Origin of the sequence: Komagataeibacter rhaeticus (genome assembly GCF_011611525.1) — a bacterium.
In the GTDB taxonomy this organism is placed as follows: domain Bacteria; phylum Pseudomonadota; class Alphaproteobacteria; order Acetobacterales; family Acetobacteraceae; genus Komagataeibacter; species Komagataeibacter rhaeticus.
Window position 1 is genome coordinate 1,397,429 of record NZ_CP050139.1, and the last position, 22,895, is coordinate 1,420,323.

21 protein-coding genes are annotated in these 22,895 nt (G+C 60.4%); 10 read left to right on the forward strand and 11 right to left on the reverse strand.

Annotated elements, in window-relative coordinates; genetic code table 11:
• The first annotated feature begins 56 nt into the window (after window positions 1–56).
• The 3 genes from GWK63_RS06360 (at window position 57) to GWK63_RS06370 (ending at window position 2,785) form a co-directional block, all read left to right on the forward strand.
• Window positions 57–884, forward strand: coding sequence for a creatininase family protein (locus tag GWK63_RS06360; RefSeq protein ID WP_172459711.1), 828 nt, complete (start codon window positions 57–59; stop codon window positions 882–884).
• 52 nt (window positions 885–936) lie between these two features.
• A complete protein-coding gene (locus tag GWK63_RS06365; protein ID WP_007398160.1) occupies window positions 937–2,091 on the forward strand; it encodes a YVTN family beta-propeller repeat protein in 1,155 nt (384 codons plus the stop codon).
• A gap of 127 nt (window positions 2,092–2,218) precedes the next feature.
• Entirely contained in the window at window positions 2,219–2,785 is a 567-nt protein-coding gene (locus GWK63_RS06370; protein ID WP_083824422.1) for a methylated-DNA--[protein]-cysteine S-methyltransferase, read from the forward strand.
• A 123-nt stretch (window positions 2,786–2,908) separates the two neighbouring features.
• Here GWK63_RS06370 and GWK63_RS06375 read toward each other — a convergent pair whose 3' ends face one another.
• Window positions 2,909–3,535: an acetate uptake transporter gene (locus GWK63_RS06375; protein ID WP_007398162.1), complete on the reverse strand. Its 627-nt coding sequence runs from the start codon at window positions 3,533–3,535 to the stop codon at window positions 2,909–2,911.
• Window positions 3,536–3,881: 346 nt separating this feature from the next.
• Between GWK63_RS06375 and GWK63_RS06380 the strand changes: the two genes are divergently transcribed.
• The 3 genes from GWK63_RS06380 to GWK63_RS06390 are packed head-to-tail and all read left to right on the forward strand — an operon-like array spanning window position 3,882 to window position 6,418.
• Window positions 3,882–5,486: a flavin monoamine oxidase family protein gene (locus tag GWK63_RS06380; RefSeq protein WP_007398163.1), complete on the forward strand. Its 1,605-nt coding sequence runs from the start codon at window positions 3,882–3,884 to the stop codon at window positions 5,484–5,486.
• The gene (locus tag GWK63_RS06385) at window positions 5,486–5,905 is read left to right on the forward strand and encodes a c-type cytochrome (RefSeq protein WP_007398164.1); all 420 of its coding nucleotides are present in this window, start codon (window positions 5,486–5,488) and stop codon (window positions 5,903–5,905) included. Before GWK63_RS06380 ends, GWK63_RS06385 begins: the two co-directional genes overlap by 1 nt.
• 3 nt (window positions 5,906–5,908) lie before the next feature.
• Window positions 5,909–6,418, forward strand: a complete 510-nt coding sequence (locus tag GWK63_RS06390; RefSeq protein WP_007398165.1) for a RidA family protein — start codon at window positions 5,909–5,911, stop codon at window positions 6,416–6,418.
• A 206-nt stretch (window positions 6,419–6,624) separates the two neighbouring features.
• Here GWK63_RS06390 and GWK63_RS06395 read toward each other — a convergent pair whose 3' ends face one another.
• The 4 genes from GWK63_RS06395 to GWK63_RS06410 all read right to left on the reverse strand — a co-directional run bounded on the left by GWK63_RS06395 (window position 6,625) and on the right by GWK63_RS06410 (window position 10,265).
• Complete coding sequence (locus GWK63_RS06395) at window positions 6,625–7,086, reverse strand: c-type cytochrome (RefSeq protein ID WP_039998747.1); 462 nt, start codon at window positions 7,084–7,086, stop codon at window positions 6,625–6,627.
• 351 nt (window positions 7,087–7,437) lie between these two features.
• Window positions 7,438–7,713 (reverse strand): hypothetical protein, encoded by a 276-nt coding sequence (locus GWK63_RS06400; protein ID WP_039998748.1) that lies wholly within the window; start codon window positions 7,711–7,713, stop codon window positions 7,438–7,440.
• Between the two features lie 128 nt (window positions 7,714–7,841).
• Window positions 7,842–8,198 (reverse strand): hypothetical protein, encoded by a 357-nt coding sequence (locus tag GWK63_RS06405; RefSeq protein WP_007398170.1) that lies wholly within the window; start codon window positions 8,196–8,198, stop codon window positions 7,842–7,844.
• A 66-nt stretch (window positions 8,199–8,264) separates the two neighbouring features.
• On the reverse strand, window positions 8,265–10,265 hold the full coding sequence (locus GWK63_RS06410) for an FUSC family protein (RefSeq protein WP_039998822.1): 2,001 nt from the start codon (window positions 10,263–10,265) through the stop codon (window positions 8,265–8,267).
• A gap of 312 nt (window positions 10,266–10,577) precedes the next feature.
• Between GWK63_RS06410 and GWK63_RS17215 the strand changes: the two genes are divergently transcribed.
• Window positions 10,578–11,585 (forward strand): hypothetical protein, encoded by a 1,008-nt coding sequence (locus GWK63_RS17215; protein WP_223846696.1) that lies wholly within the window; start codon window positions 10,578–10,580, stop codon window positions 11,583–11,585.
• Window positions 11,586–11,648: 63 nt separating this feature from the next.
• On the opposite strand, the gene GWK63_RS06420 is transcribed toward GWK63_RS17215, so the two are convergent.
• Together GWK63_RS06420 and GWK63_RS06425 are read right to left on the reverse strand one after the other, a co-directional pair.
• The gene (locus GWK63_RS06420) at window positions 11,649–13,202 is read right to left on the reverse strand and encodes a carbohydrate porin (RefSeq protein ID WP_166498186.1); all 1,554 of its coding nucleotides are present in this window, start codon (window positions 13,200–13,202) and stop codon (window positions 11,649–11,651) included.
• A 368-nt stretch (window positions 13,203–13,570) separates the two neighbouring features.
• Complete coding sequence (locus GWK63_RS06425) at window positions 13,571–14,089, reverse strand: hypothetical protein (RefSeq protein ID WP_007398175.1); 519 nt, start codon at window positions 14,087–14,089, stop codon at window positions 13,571–13,573.
• Window positions 14,090–14,258: 169 nt separating this feature from the next.
• Here GWK63_RS06425 and GWK63_RS06430 point away from each other — a divergent pair, with 169 nt between their 5' ends.
• The 3 genes from GWK63_RS06430 (at window position 14,259) to GWK63_RS06440 (ending at window position 18,311) form a co-directional block, all read left to right on the forward strand.
• Window positions 14,259–14,801: an iron transporter gene (locus tag GWK63_RS06430; RefSeq protein ID WP_007398176.1), complete on the forward strand. Its 543-nt coding sequence runs from the start codon at window positions 14,259–14,261 to the stop codon at window positions 14,799–14,801.
• A gap of 264 nt (window positions 14,802–15,065) precedes the next feature.
• Window positions 15,066–16,250 (forward strand): IS21 family transposase, encoded by a 1,185-nt coding sequence (gene istA, locus GWK63_RS06435; protein WP_408885786.1) that lies wholly within the window; start codon window positions 15,066–15,068, stop codon window positions 16,248–16,250.
• Between the two features lie 1,557 nt (window positions 16,251–17,807).
• Entirely contained in the window at window positions 17,808–18,311 is a 504-nt protein-coding gene (locus GWK63_RS06440) for a MucR family transcriptional regulator (protein ID WP_034926348.1), read from the forward strand.
• Between the two features lie 271 nt (window positions 18,312–18,582).
• Here GWK63_RS06440 and GWK63_RS17220 read toward each other — a convergent pair whose 3' ends face one another.
• The 4 genes from GWK63_RS17220 to GWK63_RS06460 all read right to left on the reverse strand — a co-directional run bounded on the left by GWK63_RS17220 (window position 18,583) and on the right by GWK63_RS06460 (window position 22,878).
• Window positions 18,583–18,780, reverse strand: coding sequence for a hypothetical protein (locus GWK63_RS17220; protein ID WP_240919165.1), 198 nt, complete (start codon window positions 18,778–18,780; stop codon window positions 18,583–18,585).
• Window positions 18,781–18,970: 190 nt separating this feature from the next.
• The gene (istA, locus tag GWK63_RS06450) at window positions 18,971–20,155 is read right to left on the reverse strand and encodes an IS21 family transposase (RefSeq protein ID WP_408885786.1); all 1,185 of its coding nucleotides are present in this window, start codon (window positions 20,153–20,155) and stop codon (window positions 18,971–18,973) included.
• Window positions 20,156–20,305: 150 nt separating this feature from the next.
• Entirely contained in the window at window positions 20,306–22,000 is a 1,695-nt protein-coding gene (locus GWK63_RS06455) for a M1 family metallopeptidase (RefSeq protein ID WP_240919166.1), read from the reverse strand.
• Window positions 22,001–22,092: 92 nt separating this feature from the next.
• Complete coding sequence (locus tag GWK63_RS06460) at window positions 22,093–22,878, reverse strand: sulfite exporter TauE/SafE family protein (RefSeq protein WP_007398183.1); 786 nt, start codon at window positions 22,876–22,878, stop codon at window positions 22,093–22,095.
• Window positions 22,879–22,895 lie beyond the last annotated feature (17 nt).

A 22,895-nucleotide genomic window follows, 5' to 3' on the forward strand; every position in this document is an offset into this window, starting at 1 on the left:
TGCGGGCGCAGGGCACACGGGAGCACGTTCACACGCTTTGGGGGATGCCCGCGTTCATGTCCAGATTGACAGGTTTTCTGGCCACCGGCCTGCTTGCATGCGCCATGGCGGCAACCGCCCCCGCCCGTGCCGCCACGCCCGATACGGTCGATTTCGCGGCGCTGACATGGACCGAAATCCGCGATGCGCTGCGTGGCGGGGAGACCTCCATCATCATACCCGTGGGCGGCACGGAGCAGAGCGGCCCCTACATCGCGGTGGGCAAGCATGACGTGCGCGCCATGATCCTGGCCCGCCGCATTGCCCGGCAGGCCGGGCACGCGCTTGTGGCCCCCGTCATCGCCTATGTGCCCGAGGGGGGGACGTCGCCGCGCACGTCGCACATGCGTTTTCCCGGCACGATCAGTATCACCCCCGCCACGTTCCGCGCGTTGCTGGCCGATGCGGCGGAGAGCTTCCGCGTGCAGGGTTTCAGCCGGGTGGTGCTGATCGGGGACCATGGCGGCTACCAGAAGGACCTGCGCGCGGTGGCCGACCTGCTGAACCGGCGCTGGCGGGGGCTGGGGGCGCATGTGCTCTACATTCCCGCCTATTATGACGTGGTGCCCGGCGCCTATGCCACATGGCTGCGCAACCATGGCCACGCGGCCGAGGTGGGCATGCATGCCGACCTGTCGGACACATCGCTCATGCTGGCGCTGGACCCCGCACTGGTGCGCGCGCAGGCGCTGGCCACGGCCCCCCTGCCCACACCGGCGCAGGGCGTGTATGGCGGCGACCCGCGCCGTGCCGATGCGGCCCTGGGGCAGGTGGGGGCGAACATGCAGGTCAGCGCCGCAGTGGCGGCCATGCAACATGATCCAACAGGACAGGAAATGCCCTGATTGCATGGTCCGTACAGCGTGCTATAGGGGCGGCGAGGAACAGGATCACACTATGATACACAACAGAAAACTGCCGGTTCTGGGGCTTGGCGCGCTTCTTGCGCTGGGTGGCGGCGCCCTGGCCCAGAGCGTGGACACCATCCCCGGAATGCCGCCCGTGGTGGACCCCCACAACATCTATTCCGAGACCGGGGCGAACCACCTCAACCCCGAGGTGGCCAGGGACCCGGCGCGCATCTACGTGCCCAACCTGCGTTCGAACAATGTGTATGTGATCGACCCGCAGACCTATACCGTCGTCTCGCGCTTCAAGGTTGGCAAAAGCCCGCAGCATGTCGTGCCGTCATGGGACCTGCGCACGCTGTGGGTGACCAATAATGCCGAAGGCACGACCAACGGTACGCTGACCCCCATCGACCCGCGCACGACACAGCCGCTGGCCGATGTGGCGGTGGATGACCCCTACAACATGTATTTCACCCCCGATGGCCAGTCCGCCATAACGGTGGCCGAAGCGCGCCAGCGGCTGGACTTCCGTGACCCGCATACCATGGAACTGCAGGGTTCGGTGTCCGTGCCGCAGTGCAAGGGCGTCAATCATGCCGATTTCTCGATTGACGGGCGCTATGCCATCTTCACCTGTGAATTCGGCGGCTATCTGGCCAAGGTGGATACCGTCAACCGCAAGGTGATGGGCTATCTCAAGCTGTCGGGCGGTGGCATGCCGCAGGATATCCTGACCGCGCCGGACGGACATAAATTCTACGTGGCCGACATGCATGCCGATGGCGTGTTCGTGATTGATGGCGACACGTTCCGTGAGACCGGATTCATTCCCACCGGCATCGGCACCCATGGCCTGTATCCCAGCCGCGACGGCACGAAAATGTATGTCGCCAACCGGGGTTCACACAAGATCCATGGCACACCGCACAGCAAGGCGGGTGGCGTAAGCGTGATCGATTTTGCAACCGACAGGGTCGTGGCCAACTGGCCCATTCCCGGCGGTGGCAGCCCCGACATGGGCAATGTCAGCAATGACGGGAAAACGCTGTGGCTTTCCGGCCGGTTTGATGACGTGGTCTATGCCATCGACACCACAACGGGCGCCACCCGCATCATTCCCGTCGGGCTGGAACCGCACGGGCTGACCGTATGGCCCCAGCCGGGTCGGTACTCCATCGGCCATACCGGCATCCTGCGCTAGGGGCAGGGCCTTCCGGCCCATGTGGGGCGTGACCCTTGAAATATCGCAGGGCCGGCCATGATATGACTGTATCATGGCCGCGCCGTGCGACAGGCTGCGGCTAACGGACAGGAAGGAAACCTGAGCCATGGGGCAGGTGCAGTCACACACGGCAAACGGTCATGCAGCAATGCGTGTGGCCATTGGCCGCTCCGACCTGGGTTTCATGCTTGTGGCGCTGAGCGGCAGGGGGCTTGCCGCCCTTATGCTTGATGATGATGCCGGCGCCCTTCAGCAGGGTGCGGAACAGTTGTTTCCGGCAGCCCGGCTGGTGCATGACGATATGGACATGAACCGCTGCATGGATGTGGCACGGGCGTGCGTTGATGCGCCATGGCAGCCGTCCGGCCTGCCGCTTGACCTGCGGGGCACGGTCTTCCAGCAGCAGGTGTGGCAGGCATTGCAGGCCATTCCGTATGGTACCACCCTGTCCTATGCCGGGCTTGCGGAGCGGATTGGCAGGCCGGGCGCGGCGCGTGCCGTGGCCGGGGCCTGCGCGGCGAACCGGCTGGCGGTTGTCATACCCTGCCACCGTATCATCGGCCGCGATGGCAGCCTGTCGGGTTACAGGTGGGGCACGCACCGTAAGCAGCGCCTGCTGGAAATGGAGCGGGCGGCCCGGCTGGTGCCGCATGACCCGCGCGCTTATTCTTGAAATCAGGACCCGGTCAAGAAATAAAAGTCTTTAAGTGCCGCCTTTTTTTAAGGCGGCATCATGATGTGCAAATCATAACACGGGCAGACGCCTGAAAATGGTCTGCGCGCCCGCCCGGTCCGTTCAGGACATATGTACCATCAGGTCGTCCTTGTGCGGCGGTTCCGCATGGGGCAGTCCGATGGGCAGGAAGGTATGGCCGAACTGGGCTGCAAAAATCTCGGCGGCGGCCAGATAGATTGCGCTCAGCCCGCACAGCAGCCCTTCATACCCGGCAATCACGTTCAGCAGGGGTTGCCCGAACATTTCCGCACTGCCCAGCAGGGCGAAAAGCAGGACCAGACTGAAGAACACAACCTGGTGCGCGCGGGACGCGGCAAGCGTGCCAACCGCCATGATGGCGGTAAACAGTCCCCACATCCACAGGTAACTGCCCAGCAGGGCGGGCGACGACGCCGGTGCCAGCCCCCAGTGCGGCAGGAACAGCAGCACGACCAGTGATATCCAGAACGCGCCATAGGCCATGAAGGCGGTCATGCCGAAGGTGTTGCCGCTGGCGTATTCCAGCAGCCCGGCCACAAACTGGGTCAGGCCACCAAAGACCAGCCCCATGGCCAGGATCGCCCCGCCCATCGGGACAAGCTGGGCATTATGCAGGTTAAGCAGTACGGTCGTCATGCCAAATCCCATAAGGCCCAGCGGGGCAGGATTGGCGGCGGTGTCGTGACCCATGCGGGTGTTCCGTTCCATCAGAAGTGAATTATGACAAACTATGTCAGACAGATGGGGCGCGGCTATTAAAATCCGGCTTAGACTTTGCCGCCCTGCCGGGGATACGATCGGGTATGGCGGTTCCTTGTTTGCGGGAACCGGGGTGTCCTGCGTGATATTGTCTCTGTCAATAATGTTTTTTATAAGTAAAGAATAGAAAATAGCATGGAAGAGTAGAAACAAAGCGCAACATAGGAAAGACATAACTGTTGCATAAAAGCAACAATTATTGGGGCGGATATGAATTGCCGGGCGTGGATATGGTGAAGCTGATAATTGCTGTTAAGGTAGTCCCCTGTTTCCGTTGATTGCTTGGGGTCCATTAATGACAAACGCCCATCCGCGCACGGTACCTACGCGCAGGCAGCTCCTGACCCGTATCGGCATACTGGCCGGTAGTGGCGCCCTGTATCAGGCGATGACAGCCATGGGCCACGCACAGGGCACGGATTTCACGGCGCCGCCCGTCCTGTCGGGGGTGAAGCCGGGCACCCGTGTCCTGGTGCTGGGGGCCGGGCTTGCGGGCATGCTGTCCGCCTATGAACTGCGCAAGGCGGGCTATCATGTGCAGGTGCTGGAGTTCCAGAACCGCAGCGGTGGCCGCAACATCAGCCTGCGTGGTGGCGATACGGTGACCGAACTGGGCGGTGCCACGCAGAAGGTGGGCTTCGCACCCGGCAACTACATCAATCCCGGCCCCTGGCGCATTCCCTATCACCATCAGGGCCTGCTGCATTACTGCCGTGAATTTGGCGTGGCCCTTGAGCCGTTTATCGAGCTTAATCACAACACATGGCTGCATTCTTCCGAAGCCTTTGGGGGCAGGCCGGTGCGCTACCGTGAACTGTCGGCCGATTTCAACGGATTCACGGCGGAACTGCTGGCCAAGGCCATTGATCAGCACAGGCTTGATGATGCCGTCTCAGCCGAGGAGCGTGAATACCTGCGTACCGCCATGCAGGAATGGGGCCGCCTTGACGCGGGCCTGTCCTATGGCAAAGGCGCACTCAGTTCCGGCATGCGCGGCTATGACCGGGCGCCCGGCGGGGGACCGGACGGCGCGCCCACCTTCTCGACGCCCTTCGCGCGCAAGGATGTCATGCGCTCGGGGCTGTGGACATGGCTGGCCTTTCACCAGCGGATGGACATGCAGACAACCATGTTCCAGCCCGTGGGGGGCATGGACATGATCGGCAAGGGGTTCAACCGGCAGGTGCATGACCTGATCACCCTGAACTGCAAGGTCACGGCCATCCATCAGGATGACCGCGGGGTGCGCGTGACCTATAACGACATGGGCCATGGCGGCGTGGTGCGCGAGGCGCAGGCCGATTACTGTGTCTGCACCATTCCGCTGCCCGTGCTCTCGCAGCTTGACGTGCAGGTCGGTGCGGCGCTCAGGGCCGCGATCATGGCGGTGCCTTATGTCTCCTCAGTCAAGATGGGTCTGGAGTTCCGGCGGCGCTTCTGGGAGGAAGATGAACAGATCTATGGCGGCATCAGCTTTACCGACCAGCAGATCAACCAGATATCCTATCCCAGTAACGGTTTTTTCTCCCGCGGGCCGGGGGTGCTGCTGGGGGGCTACATGTTTGGTCCCGCCGCCTATGATTTCGCGGGCATGACCCCGGCCGAGCGGCTGGAACATGCCCTGGCGCAGGGGGAGGTGCTTCATCCCAAGCAGTATCGCAAGGAGTTTTCCAACGGCGTCAGTTTTGCCTGGAGCCGGGTGCCGTGGAGCCTGGGCTGCTGTTCGATGTGGAATGAACAGGCCCGCAAGACCCATTACAAGGCCCTGTGTGCCATGGATAACAGGGTCGTACTGGCGGGTGAGCATGCATCCTATGTAGGCTGCTGGCAGGAGGGGGCGATCCTCTCGGCGCTGGCCGCCATAACCCAGCTGCACAAGCGCGCGCAGGGAGTCGGCTGATGCGCAGGTTCCTTTTCACATACACCCTTGCGGTGCTGCCATGGCTTGCCTGCGCCGCCCCGGCCAAGGCGGATACGGCCGGTTTTTCCAGCCATGTCCAGCCCCTGTCCAGTGGTGAGGATGTGTACCGCCACGTCTGCCAGAGCTGCCACATGCCCGATGCCAGGGGGGCGATGGGCGCGGGGGCGCAGTTTCCGGCACTGGCCGGCAACCCCAAGCTGCAGAGCGGCGCCTACCCGGTCTATGTCATCCTGAACGGGTTTGGCGGCATGCCCTGGTTTGCGGGCGTGCTGGATGATACCCAGATTGCCAATGTCGTGAATTATGTCCGCACCCATTTTGGCAACCATTATACCGATGCGGTAACCCCGGCCGATGTCGCGGCCCAGCACCCCGCCGTCATACCCCAGGAGGAGTAGGAAATGTTGCAAATCAGGAAGATCCTTGCCGTCGCTTCAGTCATGACCGGCATGGCCGGTGTGCTGCCGGCCTGTGCCGATACGGGCATCATGCGCTACCCGGAAGACAAATTCCCCATCTCCACCGCAATCGAGGTGCCGGCGGGGTCATCCACGATCTATGTCAGTGGCATGGGCGCGCCGATCAGGGACAAGAAGGCCGATCCGCACAGCATCGCCGCCTATGGGGATACGCAGGCACAGACCTATGCCGTGCTGGAACATATTCAGGACATCCTGAAAAAGCGGGGGCTGGGCCTGGGGGATGTGGTGCAGATGCACATCTTCATGGCACCGGACCCCAAACTGGGTGATATCGATTTTGACGGGATGATGAAGGCCTATACCCATTTCTATGGCACGGCCACGCAGCCCAACCTGCCGGTCCGTTCCGCCTTTGGCGTGGCGCACCTGCATAATCCGGGCTGGCTGGTCGAGATCGAGGTCATCGCCGCGCGTGCGCCCGGCAAGTAATCATGACCTGCCCATGCGGGATGGCCACAGGAAAGGGAGCGGAGCATCGCTCCCTTTTTTGGTCAGAACAGGCCGCGACTGAACGGAAATTTCTGGCAAGGATTTTTTAAAAGCTTCCGGGACTGCCGCCCTTTTTTAAAAAAGGCGACACCCCGAGAACCTTTGTTTCCATCCATCAACGGACTGCCTTGCAGGCCCCTTCAGGATCAGGGAAGCGGGTGCTGGGCATCCAGTGCCTTGCGCTTTTCCGCCACGGTTGTCGGGGTGAGCGCCTCCGCGCGTTCGGCGGCAATGGCGGCCGGGGTGAACACGGTAGCATCCGGCCCCGCAGGCAGGCCCGCAACATGGTTCAGGATCGCGGCGATCTGGTCATCGGGCAGGGTCTTGAAGGAAGGCATGAACCCGGCATAGTCGTTGCCCTGCGCGGTGATGGACCCCATAAGCCCGTTCAGCGCCACGGCAATCACATATTTCTTGCCATCCGGTGTCGCGGCAATCTTGTCGATACGTCCGGCCAGCGGCGGGAACTGACCCGGCAGGCCCTGTCCGCTGGCCTGGTGGCAGACACTGCAGTTGGACTGGAATAACGCCGCGCCATCCGCCGCCATGGCCGGACCTGCGTAAATGGGCAGGCCGAACAGTGCGGCAAGGAGGAGTCTTTTCTTCATAAATCTTTTCCCGTCATCTCGTGTCTGGCTGGCGGGAGGAAAGCCGTCGGCAACTGCCACCGGCATCCCATCATGAAGAATATCCGGCCCCCTTCATGCAGGCCCGCCCCATGGCAGGGCAGGATATGTCTGTTCCGGCTGCCGGCCAATCCCCTTTCCCATGGGCGTATTGCAGGCAGGACATAAAAAAAGCGTCCCGCCAGCCAGCGGGACGCCAAGTTTAGGGATTGGGAGACGTTGTGGTGTCACGAGATCCACATCCCATTAACTCCACTCATGGATAATAGTTTTATTAAATCCGGATTAATCTGAAAAATATTCCACCTGCCCCGAAGGCACCGGCCGAGCCGGTCAGGCACCATGCAGCAGAAGCTGTCGCTGGACAAAGGGCAGCATGACCCCGATGCTCAGCAGGCCCAGTAAAATGGTCATTCCGGTAAAGGTTGCCACATGATGGGGGTAATCTTCCGTATACAGCAGGCCGCAGACCCAGAAGATCACGGCTTCGACCGCAAGGCTTACGCCGATGACAGGCTGATGGAAGAATGGCCCCGCCAGCCACCATGCCAGCGCGCACGGCACGGCCAGTGCCATGTTCGATCGGGTCAGGAAAAGAAGTACGCGCATGTCTGTCCGGAGCCGTGGCGGGAAGGGGCATTGCGCCCGGTCATCCATGCCCGCTCCCGCCGCCTGCGGGTGGCAGGCATACGGCCCGCCAGGCGTGGTGCCTGAGCGGGCCGTCCTGTCACGCCGCCCTAGTGGGCGGAAACCGGCGCGGCCTGCGCGGGGGTCGTGGCATCGGTTGCCATCTTGCCCGGGGTTGTCGAATGCTCGACATCATAGGCCGTCGCCTTTTCCAGGTAGGTGCCCTTGGAACCGGGATGTTCCTGATCGTACAGGGCGGCCTTTGCCTTGGCTTCCTTGCGGTATTCATGGCGTTTGTACATGCCGGTCACGCAGCCTGCGGCGGCACCCAGCACGCTATGGTGACCGGCCACATGGCCACCCACGGCGCCCACGGCACCGTATTTGATGCAGCCGCCGGGTTCGGCACTGGCTGCTGTCGCACATGTGATGGAGGCCACGGCCGCCAGCAGGGCTATCTTACGCATTCGGTCATTCCTTTTTGTGGATGAATGAGGTCAGGTTTCAAGGGATATCCGATGGGACATACTTTGTCACCTTCCCCCTGTCGCGGGACCGGGCTTTTCGTGCAGGCTGGCCGCGATGACGGTCAGGCAGGCAATGACCTCCCCCAGCAGCGCATGATCCGCCGCATCGGTGTGATGGGCCTGTTCATGATGTGCCCAGGCCAGTACATGCGCCACGGCGGGGCTGGCCTGGCCTTTTTGCCAGCGCGCTAGGAAAAGGGCCATGACACGTCGCGTGCGCGGCGGAAGCCGGCCCGCGCGCAGCAACTCGCGCAGGCGGATGATGTATATGCCCACCGTCATGTCGGAAATCTGCCGGGTCAGGCAGGTGCCCAGCACCTGTGGGGGCAGGGCGGTGGCATGGAAGAGAATGCGTACAAGGCTTGCCGCACAGGCCGACAGCCAGGCCGGGGCGTCCGTGCGGGCCTGCAGGCGGGCCAGATTGCGCAGCCGCTGGCCAATCCATGCCGTGGTGCGGCGGATGTGCACATCCAGCCGGAAGGGAATGACCACGCGGTAGGTCAGCAGGACAAAGACGATACTGCCCAGGAATGCCAGTATGTTGTTGAGGAAGGCCACCTCGTCATACCGCCCCGTGTTCATCGGTCCGATCAGCACCGGCAGGAACATGTTGAAGGAGAAGGCATACCCCGCCAGTTCCGGCCTGCGCGCGGCAAGGCCGCCCACGGTCATGGGAACCACAAGTGCCATGAGCAGGATTTCAGGCGCGGTAATGGCCGGTATGACCCACAGCGCCAGTACGGCTGCGGTTGCCGCGCACCATAATCCCCCCTTGAGGAAGGGTGTGGTGGCCACCAGCGGATTCTCGCGTGTTGCCATCAGCCCATAGATAAGGGCCACGAACGAGATGAAGGCAGGCCCGTGGTGCCAGGCCGTGATCTCCCATATCCACCATGCCCCCGTTATGGCGGCGGCGGCGCGGATGCCGTTGTTCACCGCTTCGCGCACATGGCGGCGTGATGTCAGGCTGAAGCGGAACCTGTCATGATGCGGGGCGGTGGCGCAGGCCGCCATTTCCTGCGTTACAACCAGTATCTCGGCCAGCAGGGCCGTGGTAATCGGCCGCCATGTCGGCTGATCCGCCTGGCCGGGGCCTATGTCCTGTTCCAGCCATGCCGCAAGTGCCTGCCCGGGTGGTGGACCATCAGGACGGGGGGGCGGCTGCATGGGGGGATGGAGGATCTGCAGCGCGCGGGCATGGGCCAGCATGACCAGCATGCCCGCCAGCGCCCGCCGGGCATGATCGCCCACATGGTTGCGCGGCCCCAGTTCCAGGGCGCTGAATTCGATCTGTCCGCTGAAGGCCACGATCCGCCTGAGCAGCGTACTGGTCAGCGCCTGCTGTTCCGGTCCCGCCGCCATGCATAGCTGGCGGGTGATGGTGGTGCATGTGGCCTGAAAGGTTTCATCCAGCCGCCCCAGCAGCCGGGTGCGGGCCTGTTCGACAATGCGCGGCATGAACAGCACGGCCAGGACCGCTTCGCACAGGACGCCCAGTATGATGTAGCTGCTGCGGGCCACGCTGACGGCAAAGACATCATCGGGCTGGGCGATGGCGCCGGTGGCGATGATGGCGGAAGTAAACCCCGTCAGTACCAGCCCGTAGGCGCGGTACTGGTCCAGCAGGGTGGCCAGTGCGCAGCATAGTCCGATCCACAGTGCGAGCGCGCAGAAAAACAGGCCCGGCGCCTGCGGAAAAGCCGCCATGAGCGCCATGGCGGCAACACTGCCCACCAGCGTACCCACGATGCGCCAGCGTGCCTTGGACAGGCTTTCCCCGCGTGAGGACTGGGCAACCACCCAGACCGTAAGCGGTGCCCATTGCGGGCTGTCCAGTTCCATCCACATGGCGATGAGCAGCGATATGATGGCCGCAAGTGACGTGCGCAGCGCAAAGGCCAGGTCAGGGAGCGATGGCGCATAGATCCATGAAAACCGTCTGATCTGGCGCAGCAGCCCGGCTACGGGCTGCCCGGACAGGGGAAAGGCCGCGCTCTGTCCGCCCATGGTGCTGTATCCCCGCATCGTGTTCCGGTCCTGCCGGCCCGATGGGCCGCAACAGGCGCGGAACATGGGGGCAGAACGGAAAAAGGGTCCAATCGTTTGTCATGATCTGTTGATAAACGGTATTTATGATGGAGGGGCTGCGCGGCTTTATTCAGAAAGCGGGCACCGGGAACGGCAGTGGAATTTCATGCCGCCCCATGGTTGTGCCATGATGGAAACGCCTTATCATGACCGGCATTTGGAGCTTGCGGGTCTGTGCCGACACATAGGAAAAGCCCATGGCATCACTGCTGTGTGGTATTTTTGACAACCGTGTTGCTGGCAGGCGGCGGTCTCTACCTTTTCATCATCCTGATTGACCCATGGGGCGGGTTGCCGCTTTCCCTGCCCCTGCACCGGCTGCCCGTAACCAGCAATGCGCGCTTTACCATGCCGATGCTGGCCCTGAACCACAGGTTTGATTCCGTCATGCTTGGCACATCCACCGGCCGCCTTATGCAGCCCGCCGTTCTGGATGGTCCGCTTGGGGCGCACTTCCTCAATATGGCCATGAACAATGCCCAGCCGCATGAACAGTACCGGCTGCTGCGTGAATTCCTGCGCCATCATGCCAGTCCCAAGGTCCTGATGGTGGATATGGACCGTTCATGGTGCCTGTATGGACCCAAACAGGTTCCGCTGAACCGCGAGCCCTGGCCGGAGTGGATCTATCACGGCTCGCCATGGCTGGGTTACCTGCATATGGCCAGCCTGTATGCGTTGCAGGAAGCCGGCAATGAATTCATGCTGCAGCTGGGCATGCGGCACGACCATTATGGTGAGGACGGATATACGAACTTCGTGGGGGCGGACAGCGATTATACGCGGGCGCGGGTGGACCGGATATTCGCGGCATGGGGGCCGGACCGCATGCGTCCACCCCCGACCCCGGTCGAAGCGGCCCCGGCCATGCGGGAATACCTGCCCCTTGTCCTTCAGGCCGTGCCGGAAACGACATTCCGCATTCTGTGGTTTCCCCCCGTGCAGGCAATCCGGCATAATCCGCAGGGTTCAATGTATGACAGCATGGTTGAAGCCTGCCATCGTTACGTGGCGTCCATCGCGGCGGAGACCCCCAATACGCTGGTACTGGACTTTGATATCCCTGGCCCCATCGTCGATAATCGTGACCTGTTCTGGGACCCTGTCCATTACCGGCTGATGACCGCTGCACGGATCATGCACGATATCATCATGGCGGTGTCAGACAGGAATGCCAGATCACCCGATTATGCCATCCTGTCACATCAGGCCAAAGAAATTTCAGGAAAAACGGAATAATATAGGGATGTATTTAAAAAACAGAAGTTATGTAAAAATAAAATCCTTCCTGGATGCCGCGTTCTAGAATGTTATGCTGCTGTGCAGGCCAAAGACGGCTTCATTGCCCACGCGGCGCAGCCCGGTCCAGTCGGCAACACCGCCCGAAGGGTGCCATATGTACTGGAAATCAGGCTGCATCACCATCCATGGCGTGACCTGGGCCTGATAGGTCAGTTCAAGATGATTTTCATTGCCCTGCACATAGGACCCGCTGTCGCGGTCAAACTGGCGCTGCCCGGAACTGGCGCGCCCGATGCCCCAGCCCAGACCGAGCGTGTCGTTGTCACGGCCCCTGAAGGGGGCCTTGAGGTTGATGCCCGCATCAACGGCAAAGCTGATCATGTTGCGGTCACCGCTATTTCCTGTTGCACGGGCAAATATGCCAACCGAACGGGCCGATCTGATCGAAGGCCGCCAGATCATCTGGTCAATGATGCCGTAAACCATCCAGTTGCCCCGGTCCCAGCGCGGGGTCAGGTCGCTTTCCGTGCTGTCGGGATTGACTGATGCCGCGCCGAGCGAACCGCCATTGCGGTTGTAGCGGTAATCAGCGAATTTGGCCGTATCGTAGTATCCACCCAGTTTATACACACCCGGCAGGCCCGGGTTCTTGGTCACGTTGCTCATGTCGGCGGGCTGGGGGTTGAGTGCGTACTGCAGTTCGGTAATCAGCAGCGCGCCGGTACCCATGTTGAAGTTCGTGCCATTGGCGCCGTCATAGGTCTGGCTGGTCGGGTCTGAATTATAGCCGCTGACCGATCCGGTAGCCTGCTGGATGGGGGTGGAATTGTAGCGGTTGCCCGGCGGGTTGTCGTCGGCCGCGGCAAACATGAAGGTAAACTTCTCGCTGGGGCGGTAGCGGATGCGGATGGCGGGGGAGGCAAGTGGCCAGGACGGCCCGCCACCATACAGGTTGACCGAGGGGGCCATGGGCCAGCCGAAATTGGCGTTAAGGTAAAGGGAGGCGTAATCGCTGATCAGGAATTCGGTATCAAGATCCTGCTGGCCGATCTTGACGTCCAGCGTGCCTTTCAGGAAGGACTGCTGGTACCACAGTTCGAACAGGCGGGTGGAGCGGTCGGCCTCGAACCCGCTTACGGGGTTGAAGTTGGCCAGATGGTCCTGCGAGATCGAACGCCCGCGTGTCTGCAGCGCGCTGACATTGAACAGTCCGCCCTTCAGCCCGAACAGCTTTTCGGTATCAATGGTCAGCGTGGGCATGGTCACGCCATCATAGGCGGGGCCGGTGCCGGAGCCACCCGCGCCATCATTGCCCGAGGCCGACCCGCCGGTCCCGTTGCCCCATACTTCATCCACTTCCTGAATATCGAAGGTAATGCCATGCTTGTACAGCCACGGCCGTGCCCCCCACATGTTGCCCAGCAGGTTGCCACTGGTATCCAGCTTGTCCCCGTCGCCTGCGGCCTTTTCCTCGACATCGGCCTGCGCACGTTCGGAATCCCGCACGTTGGCCGGATCGATCTGCTGGATCAGCGGGGTGGAATTGCCCAGGCGGGCGCGGTCTTCCTCAATCTGGGTCTGGGCCATGCCGGATGTGGAAAAGATCAGCCCCATGCCCAGGGCACACGACGCGGCACACAGGCCCTGACGGCACATGCTTCCATGCGGGGTATGGAAAGGGGGCACGAAACGGCTTGGTCCCGCCAGAATACGTTTTGTGAGAATGGAATGGGTCATCAGGTCCGCCCGTGCCATGAGTTGATATTAATAATAACTCTCAATTGCACTGACTGTCGAAACCCGTCAATCGCTGTTTCCATGCATATATGGCGACCCAGATGCCATGTTACAGCATATTTCACATCCGCCGGTGGGTGCCGCATGCGGATCAGGCCCTGCAATTCAGGTGGCTGCGAATGTGGTGCACCGGCAGCACCAGACGTGACTCGCGGGCCGGGTGGCGGCCGTGCGGGCCTGCCGGTTCAGCGCAGGAATACTTTCGGCACGCCCTCACTATTCAGGCATGACATCACCATGACGCCAATCCACAGGCATAGCGAGAGACAGGCACCGGTCTGACCATGCAGGGTGGGGGCCGCATCACCCCGCAATACGGACAGGTACACCGAGCGGTGGCACCACCACGCATTGAGCAGGGCAAGGGTGATCAGCAGCAGCTTGGGGGTAAGATATGCCCGGCTGCCAATATGCACCGGATCGTAAAGGAACAGGATCACGCCGGTAACCATGGCGATGGCCAGATTGACATGCAGCGGGCGCACCATGAGTTGCGCCGTGGGCGCGATCCTGCCTGCCATGCGCCGGTTGAGTATGCCAAAATCAAACAGCATATCCATGCCAAAGAACAGGGCCATGCTGATGATATGGACAATACGGATCAGGTAATGCACCGGCTGCAGCCAAAAATGCAGCATCCGGCTGTCCAGCGCGACAAGAACTTCATACGGCAGCCGCATAAAGGCTAAGGGGTGGCTGATCATGGCGGGCGCTCTCCGTTACATCGGACAGGGACATACCATCTGTTGACAGTGATAACAATTATCATTATCAGGCTTTGCGGAACCCGCCGGAAGGGAATCTGTCACCGGGATCATGGCGTTACCGTAACCAGAAAATAAAATGGATGCCCTGGCCCCGGAGCATGGAAACATGGAAACATTCAACATGAATAAAAAGCATATCATTCTGGCTTTTCTTGCGGTGGCCCTGCCGGCTGGTGCCACGGCCGCGCAGGCGCGCGAATACCCGATTGGCGGCCCCGTGCAGGCCCATGACATGGAAATTGCATCCAGTTACCTGACGGACATCATGCTTGCCCCCATGCCCGCGGGCATGACGGACAATACAAAGCCCGACACCATCCATCTTGAAACCGATGTCCACGCCACGGCGGACAACGTATGGGGGTATCCTGATGGCGCATGGGTGCCCTATCTTGATATCGGCTATGTCCTGACCAAGGATGGCACTGCCTGGAAGGCTGAAGGCAAGATGCATTTCATGACCGCCAAGGACGGCCCGCATTATGCCGATAACGTGCAGATGAACGGCCCTGGCCGCTATACGGTCGTCCTGACCTATTCCTCGCCCGAGCAGAACGGCTTCCTGCATCATGTGGACAAGGAAACCGGCACGCCGGGTTTCTGGCAGCCCTTTAGCGAGAAATTCAACTTCGCCTATCCGCAGAAATGATTTTCCGCCACGCGGCATGACATGAAGGAATGCATGCCGCATGGTTGGCGCATGCCTCAATGTAAGGTGGGCATGACAGCCGTGTGCGGGGCGGATTGTGAGTGCTGGTTGTAATCTCCCCAAATGTGCTGGTTGAAAATTCCCCAGTTTGAGGACTGTGCGTGATCGTCATGGGGGCATGCCCCCATGACGATCACGCGGCACATTTATCCCTGCTGATGCCAAAGGAAGGGCGAGCAGGTGATAGGACTCAGGGAGGTCGTTTTGATCCAGGAACTCAAAAGACAGGGGCTCAGCATCAGCGCCATCGCGCGCCAGACAGGGCTCGATCGCAAGACAGTGAAGAAGTATCTGGCCAATGGGCTGGAGACTCCAGCCTATGCACCGCGTAAACCGGTGGCCAGCGCAGCAGAACCTTATCGAACCTATCTGTTGGAGCGGATGGCAAGTTATCCCGGACTTTCATCGCGCAGGCTGCATCGTGAAATTCGCGACATGGGATATGACGGTGCCTATTCATCGCTGACGGAATATCTCCGGCAAATCCGCCCCCCGCTGCCCAGGCCTTATGAGCGGCGCTTCGAGACCGGAGCCGGCGTTCAGGCGCAGGTCGATTTTGCGGAATTCCAGACAGTCTTCACCGGCGAGCCAGGCATCGTGCGCAAGGTCTGGTTGTTCAGCATGGTGCTGGGGCACAGTCGCTGGCTGTGGGGACGTTTCTGCCCGAACCAGGGTCTGGAAACAGTGATGCGTTGCCACATCGCCGCCTTCGAGGCGATGGCGGGCTGCTGCACGGAAATTCTCTACGATCGCATGAAGACCGCTGTCATCGGTGAGGATGATGCGGGCGTGGTGACCTACAATGCCTCGCTGGTGGCGCTTCTGGCCCATTATGGCAGCGCCCCCAGAGCCTGCCAGCCCTATCGCGCCAAGACCAAGGGCAAGGTCGAGCGACCCTTCCGCTACATCCGTCAGGACTTCTTCCTTGGCCGCAGCTTCCATGATCTCGATGACCTCAACGCCCAGTTCGACGTCTGGCGCGCGGATATCGCCAACGCGCGGGCACATGCCACCACCGGGCGGATCGTGCAGGAGCATTTTGCACAGGAGCAGCCCCATCTGCATCCATTGCCTGCCCTGCGCTACGATGCTGTTCTGAGCGTCGAGCGGCGGATCAGCCGCGAGGGGATGGTGGCGGTGGCCGGCAATTATTACAGTGTGCCTGACACTGCCCGCCGTCGCGTGGTCGAGATCCAGCACCATACACATGAAGTCCTGATCTTCAATGCTGTCGTCGTCCACATCGAAGGTGCCAGCTATCGCCTGCGCCAGCATGCCGATCTGATCCCCGAGCATACACGGGCCCACGCCAATCTGATGCCACCGGCAGCGCCAAAGCGCCGCGGTAGGCCCCCAAAGCATGGAGCTATCGATCACCTCAATGGCTGATCACCATATCCGTGCTGGGGAATTTTCCGACAGCACATGTGGGGAATTTTGAAACAGCATTTACACGGATTCCTGACACGACCGGTTTTATCCTTTATACCCCCGGTATCGGGCCTGCCGTATTTGGTATCGCCGTGATGGCCGGATGGTGCCATCCGGGCCTGCCCGCGTGGTCCGGCCCTTACATGGCCGGAAACGGCGGGGTGACAGTCCATCCAGATCACACGTTGTTGACAGGGAGCCTGGTTCCCGCGGTTGGCCGGCCGGCCCCCGCCTGCTTATGGCCAGATGTCATCACAGGTAGCCGATGGACCTGCCCGCACTGGCCGGATACCAGCCCTGATTTGGACTGTGTTCCTGCTGTTGGCCCGGACCTGCCGTGTTACCCCATGCCTGACCCTGTAACCTTATTACATGCGGGCGCGGTCCTGTTTTCTGGCATGGTGGGTGATCAGAAACGGGACCAGTGTTCCGTCTGATATTTAAATATATGTAAAGTATTGCCTGCCAGGAATGTACCGGACGGGACTGGTCGTTCTGGCCGTGTCAGGTCTGGCGTGGTGTTCTTTTATCAGGATCTGTTCCATAATAACCACCCTGAAATCCATCACCGTTATTGACGACTGATTTTTTTAACGGCGGATTGTACAGGGGTATTTTTTTAAATATTTTTACCAGACATGATTTTGCCGTTTACAGGGGTAGCTGGTGAACAGGAATTTTAAATAATCTTCCGGCATGATGGTCATGACTGTTCAGTATAGGGACTGGTCCCTGATGTAATGTAATTGCTGGCATGCATTGGCCGTATTGGTTGCTGTCCCGATCCCTGGTGCGTCCCGTCAGGCGGCAGGATCATGATCCATATGGGGATGGATATGGAAAAGACCCGCAGATGGGGCATGTATTGCCAGTCATCATATACCTTGGTTTGACAGGGCGGCCTGCGCTTCTGCCACGAAATGGCCGGGGCGGCTGCATCCTGCCCGTGGCAGGCGGACAATAGTGCTGGATGCCACAAAATGAACGAAATGTTTTATATTCAATGCAGGCATATCCGATGTGATATCCATGAGTCGTGTTTTATTGCCGGAGCATGAACTGTTGTTGTATCGTAGGCGCGGAGCCCCCGGAACAGTGAAAAATCCTTAATTATATTCAATAAAATCAGTACCAATATCCCTTTCTGTTCAATGGTTTTAAACGAAAAATTGCATATAAGGAAAAGGTGCGTTAATGAGCCTGGATATTAGTGTGTATTCGTAACCGCCGTTCACATCCGGCACGGTGGCATGCAACCTGTGTTAGTGTCTGACCGAAAATGAGTTGAGTGATTTCAGTGGATTATGATTCATGGGTGCAGAGTTCTGCGAAAAATCAATCAAACCGCTTTCTGATTCAGGCTCTTAGAGAAGATAAGGGTATCGGCTACCTGTAATCGGGATAACGTAAAAATACGGATAAAATGCTTTATTGTGGTTGCATAATAGACTTATGATTATTACTGATAGGGAAGATCTGTCCCATAATGGCAATCGACTGAGGAAAGAACCGAAATTGGATAATAAAGACATTCCGCATACCGAACTGGTATCAATGACGACGGAAATCGTTGCGGCGCATGCCAATCATAATACCGTTGCAATAGACCAGATCCCGCTTCTCGTTGAGACGGTCTATGCTTCGCTCAAGGGACTTGGTGCTGAAAAGGCGGTCGAACCCGCACCGCTTCAGCCGGCGGTGCCCATCAAGAAGTCGGTGTTCCCCGATTACGTGATCTGCCTTGAAGATGGCAAGAAACTGAAGATGCTCAAGCGTCATCTCCAGACGGCCTATGGCATGACGCCGGAACAGTACCGTGAAAAATGGGGCCTGCCCGCCAATTACCCCATGACGGCACCGAACTATGCAGCCCATCGTTCGTCGCTTGCACAGAAAATTGGCCTGGGCCGCAAGGTCGTGGCCACCCCCGAGCCGGAAGTGGTGGAAGAAGAACCCGCGAAGCCCGCGCGCAAGACCCGCGCACGCCGCAAGAAGGACACGGCCGAACTGGACGTGTAAGACACCTGCGCCTGCATGTAACACGAACACCCAACCCTGCCATGGGTTGGGTGTTTCTTTTTGTAATGATCCCGTATCAGTCAGTGCGGAAAGACCCCGTTACTGCCGGGGGTCTTTCATGAATACCCGCGCCGGGCAGTGGGCGGGGGCATGCTGGCCGGTTCTTTCCCCCTATGTTGCTGCAGGCCGGGGCCATCAGGCTGGCTGTTGGGTGCCAGCCATGTGGTGACGCCGGTGCGTCAGCGGCATGAAAGGGCTGCTGGCCGTATGATCAGGGCATTGTCCTGCTGTTATCGGTCCGGTCTGGTTCGGGCAGGGCATGGTCGGGGTCCAGCGTGGCCTTGAGCACGGCAGGGCCTGCGGGAAAATTCACGGTAATATGGTCGGTCAGATGCCAGCTTTCCGTTGGAATGATCTGGTCCGCATGCGTGCCATCCGCATAATCCAGCCGTAACACCACCGGCAGCATCAGCCGTCCCTTGCTCCGCACGCCCACCTGCATGCCCTGACGGGGGTCGTTATTGATGGCGGACAGATCGGTCAGTGCGTAATCGGGCCACCAGTTCTCGAAATACCAGCCACGCCAGAACCAGCTGTAAATGCTGTTTCAAAATTCCCCACATGTGCTGTCGGAAAATTCCCCAGCACGGATATGGTGATCAGCCATTGAGGTGATCGATAGCTCCATGCTTTGGGGGCCTACCGCGGCGCTTTGGCGCTGCCGGTGGCATCAGATTGGCGTGGGCCCGTGTATGCTCGGGGATCAGATCGGCATGCTGGCGCAGGCGATAGCTGGCACCTTCGATGTGGACGACGACAGCATTGAAGATCAGGACTTCATGTGTATGGTGCTGGATCTCGACCACGCGACGGCGGGCAGTGTCAGGCACACTGTAATAATTGCCGGCCACCGCCACCATCCCCTCGCGGCTGATCCGCCGCTCGACGCTCAGAACAGCATCGTAGCGCAGGGCAGGCAATGGATGCAGATGGGGCTGCTCCTGTGCAAAATGCTCCTGCACGATCCGCCCGGTGGTGGCATGTGCCCGCGCGTTGGCGATATCCGCGCGCCAGACGTCGAACTGGGCGTTGAGGTCATCGAGATCATGGAAGCTGCGGCCAAGGAAGAAGTCCTGACGGATGTAGCGGAAGGGTCGCTCGACCTTGCCCTTGGTCTTGGCGCGATAGGGCTGGCAGGCTCTGGGGGCGCTGCCATAATGGGCCAGAAGCGCCACCAGCGAGGCATTGTAGGTCACCACGCCCGCATCATCCTCACCGATGACAGCGGTCTTCATGCGATCGTAGAGAATTTCCGTGCAGCAGCCCGCCATCGCCTCGAAGGCGGCGATGTGGCAACGCATCACTGTTTCCAGACCCTGGTTCGGGCAGAAACGTCCCCACAGCCAGCGACTGTGCCCCAGCACCATGCTGAACAACCAGACCTTGCGCACGATGCCTGGCTCGCCGGTGAAGACTGTCTGGAATTCCGCAAAATCGACCTGCGCCTGAACGCCGGCTCCGGTCTCGAAGCGCCGCTCATAAGGCCTGGGCAGCGGGGGGCGGATTTGCCGGAGATATTCCGTCAGCGATGAATAGGCACCGTCATATCCCATGTCGCGAATTTCACGATGCAGCCTGCGCGATGAAAGTCCGGGATAACTTGCCATCCGCTCCAACAGATAGGTTCGATAAGGTTCTGCTGCGCTGGCCACCGGTTTACGCGGTGCATAGGCTGGAGTCTCCAGCCCATTGGCCAGATACTTCTTCACTGTCTTGCGATCGAGCCCTGTCTGGCGCGCGATGGCGCTGATGCTGAGCCCCTGTCTTTTGAGTTCCTGGATCAAAACGACCTCCCTGAGTCCTATCACCTGCTCGCCCTTCCTTTGGCATCAGCAGGGATAAATGTGCCGCGTGATCGTCATGGGGGCATGCCCCCATGACGATCACGCACAGTCCTCAAACTGGGGAATTTTCAACCAGCACATTTGGGGAGATTACAACCAGCACTCACACCAGCCCAGGTCCTCGCCCGTCTCACTGTTCATGAAGCGGAAGAAATCCGAAGGGGCGGGGTGGCGATATGCCCATACCTGTATATAGCGCCGGAACGCGGCATCGAACCGCTCAGGGCCAAGGATCTGTTCACGCAGGAGCATGAGTCCGTAGGCGCTTTTGAAATAGGAAACGGGATGCCGGTATTTTTCCGGTACCAGTTCCGATGTCAGCATGAGCGGCGGTGCCTGCGGGTCTGTCAGCACCGGTATGATGTCATCAGCCGGCCGGCCGGTCCGGGGTGCGAATTCGGGGTCTTTCTTGGGGGCATATTCCCCATTGTTGAAGTGCTGGGAAGCATAGGCATCGATAAAGGTGTTGAATCCCTCATCCATGAAGGCATTGCGTCGTTCATTGCTGCCCACGATCATGGGGAACCAGTCATGGCCCAGTTCATGGGTGGTAATCCAGAACAGCATGGCATCGCGGTCCTGCCAGCCATCAAAGACAATGCCGGGATATTCCATGCCCGCGCCATGCCCCCCCACGTTGACCGCATTGGGCCACGGATAGGCGTACCACTGGTTGGAGAAATACTCGATCGCATGCTTGACGTATTCGGTCGACCGGTCCCACGCCTGCGCACCCTGGCCTTCACGCGGGTAGACGGACATGGCCAGACGTGGCGTGGGCGGCATGCCCGGTGCGGGCTTCAGTGCGGGCAGATCCATGCGCGCCGCATCCCACATGAAGGCGGGGGAGGCGGCAAAGGAGACATCGCGCGTGTTTTCCATGCGGAAATGCCATGTCTTTTCCCCGTTCCGGGCAACATGGCTGGCGGGGTCGGTCACGTCCTGCGCGGTGCGGATCAGGACCGTCCTGTCGCTGTGTGCCGCCTGTGCCAGACGCGCGCGTTCGGTTGGGGTCAGGACGTCGGCCGGGTTGAGCAGCGCGCCGGACCCCACCACCGTGAAGTTCCAGGGCACGGTGACCGTGTAGTCAAAATCCCCGTAATCCAGATAGAACTCCTGCCCCAGATAGGGCAGCGTATCCCATCCCCTGCGGGCATCGTACACACTCATGCGTGGGTACCACTGGGCGACTTCATAGATATCGCCATCCTTGGCGCTGCTCACGGCGGTACGACCGCCCCATGTGCCGGGAATGGTGTGGTGCCAGCGGATGCGTACCTGCACCTTCTGTCCATGGGGCAGGGGATCGGGCAGCGCAAGCTGCATGCGGGTATCGTTCACGCGCGGCTGTAGCAAGGTTTCATGCCCGTTACGGATAAGGGTGACCTGTTCGATCACCGCGCCATCGGTGGTGTGGGCATGGCGTTCGGGATTGGCGAAGCTTGCGCGTGAACGGGGGCGGTAGATGTTCTGGTCAAGCTGGACCCAGAGTTCATCAAGACTGTCGGGGCTGTTGTTGGTGTAGGTAACCGTCTCCTCTCCCGTCAGTCTGTGGGTCAGGGGATCAATCCGGGCATGGATCGTGTAATCCGCCCGGTTCTGCCAGTAATCGGGGCCGGGCATGCCGGAGCCGGAAAAGTAGCGGTTGGGAGCATCGGGCAGCTGCAGTGTATCGAAGACCTGCCGCATCTCCATGGAACCGGCCGGCATGGTGCCCTCTGGTGCCGCATACGCCGTATTGCAGCCCGCCAGACATAGAAGGGCAGCCAGTTTTCGGTACCTCATTCAGGCATCTCCGCTTGTTGCGATGGCGATACGGGACTTTAGCGGGTTGTCCGCAAAGCACCAGTGCCTGTCGCGCGCCGGGCGGCCCCGTGTCAGATTACCTTCAGGCCCACGGTCACAAGAATGGCGGCCAGTATGACGCGCTGCACCCGGTCGGGCACGATGCCGACACACAGGCTGCCCAGGATGATACCGGGAATGGACCCGCACAGCAGCGAGACCAGCAGGTGCATGTCAATATCGCCAATCCACCAGTGCCCCATGCCGGCAATGGCGGTAAGGGGAACAGCATGGGCAATGTCCGAGCCGACCAGGCGGCGGATTTCAAGGCCGGGATACAGAAAGATCAGGGCCGCCATGCCAATCGCCCCCGCCCCGACGGAAGACAGGGTGACCATGACCCCCAGCACACCTCCCAGCAGCGTGGTCAGGCTTCCCGTCATGGCGGGGGACAGCACGTCCGCCTTGCGCCCGGACAGGGCCTGCAGCCGCTGGCGGAACAGGACGCTGGGTGCCGTGATCAGCAGCGCAATGCCAAGCGCGACCGATATGACATGCGTGACCCGTACGGATGGGCTGCCCGCCCAGTGCAGGACGGCAATTGTCAGCACGGTGGCGGGTATGCTGCCCAGGGCCAGACGCCCCACCACACGCCAGTCCACGGCCTGGCTGCGGCCATGGACCAGCGTGCCGACCGTCTTGGTCAGGGCGGCATAGAGCAGGTCGGTCCCGACGGCGGCCTGCGGGTGCACCCGGAACAGCAGGATCAGCAGCGGGGTCATGAGTGACCCGCCCCCCACGCCGGTCATGCCTACAAGGAAGCCGACGCCAAGACCGGACAGGACATAAAGCAGGTTGATCGATTCAAGCAGGGACATGATGGGGCTTCATGGTT

What these genes read in the sequence shown, in the direction of transcription:
- GWK63_RS06360 (WP_172459711.1), top strand. Translation starts at nt 57, where the DNA reads ATGTCCAGATTGACAGGTTTTCTGGCCACCGGCCTGCTTGCATGCGCC.
- GWK63_RS06365 (WP_007398160.1), top strand. Translation starts at nt 937, where the DNA reads ATGATACACAACAGAAAACTGCCGGTTCTGGGGCTTGGCGCGCTTCTT.
- GWK63_RS06370 (WP_083824422.1), top strand. Translation starts at nt 2,219, where the DNA reads ATGGGGCAGGTGCAGTCACACACGGCAAACGGTCATGCAGCAATGCGT.
- GWK63_RS06375 (WP_007398162.1), bottom strand. Translation starts at nt 3,535, where the DNA reads ATGGAACGGAACACCCGCATGGGTCACGACACCGCCGCCAATCCTGCC.
- GWK63_RS06380 (WP_007398163.1), top strand. Translation starts at nt 3,882, where the DNA reads ATGACAAACGCCCATCCGCGCACGGTACCTACGCGCAGGCAGCTCCTG.
- GWK63_RS06385 (WP_007398164.1), top strand. Translation starts at nt 5,486, where the DNA reads ATGCGCAGGTTCCTTTTCACATACACCCTTGCGGTGCTGCCATGGCTT.
- GWK63_RS06390 (WP_007398165.1), top strand. Translation starts at nt 5,909, where the DNA reads ATGTTGCAAATCAGGAAGATCCTTGCCGTCGCTTCAGTCATGACCGGC.
- GWK63_RS06395 (WP_039998747.1), bottom strand. Translation starts at nt 7,086, where the DNA reads ATGAAGAAAAGACTCCTCCTTGCCGCACTGTTCGGCCTGCCCATTTAC.
- GWK63_RS06400 (WP_039998748.1), bottom strand. Translation starts at nt 7,713, where the DNA reads ATGCGCGTACTTCTTTTCCTGACCCGATCGAACATGGCACTGGCCGTG.
- GWK63_RS06405 (WP_007398170.1), bottom strand. Translation starts at nt 8,198, where the DNA reads ATGCGTAAGATAGCCCTGCTGGCGGCCGTGGCCTCCATCACATGTGCG.
- GWK63_RS06410 (WP_039998822.1), bottom strand. Translation starts at nt 10,265, where the DNA reads ATGGGCGGACAGAGCGCGGCCTTTCCCCTGTCCGGGCAGCCCGTAGCC.
- GWK63_RS06420 (WP_166498186.1), bottom strand. Translation starts at nt 13,202, where the DNA reads ATGGGGCTGATCTTTTCCACATCCGGCATGGCCCAGACCCAGATTGAG.
- GWK63_RS06425 (WP_007398175.1), bottom strand. Translation starts at nt 14,089, where the DNA reads ATGATCAGCCACCCCTTAGCCTTTATGCGGCTGCCGTATGAAGTTCTT.
- GWK63_RS06430 (WP_007398176.1), top strand. Translation starts at nt 14,259, where the DNA reads ATGGAAACATTCAACATGAATAAAAAGCATATCATTCTGGCTTTTCTT.
- GWK63_RS17220 (WP_240919165.1), bottom strand. Translation starts at nt 18,780, where the DNA reads ATGCTGCCGGTGGTGTTACGGCTGGATTATGCGGATGGCACGCATGCG.
- GWK63_RS06455 (WP_240919166.1), bottom strand. Translation starts at nt 22,000, where the DNA reads ATGAGGTACCGAAAACTGGCTGCCCTTCTATGTCTGGCGGGCTGCAAT.
- GWK63_RS06460 (WP_007398183.1), bottom strand. Translation starts at nt 22,878, where the DNA reads ATGTCCCTGCTTGAATCGATCAACCTGCTTTATGTCCTGTCCGGTCTT.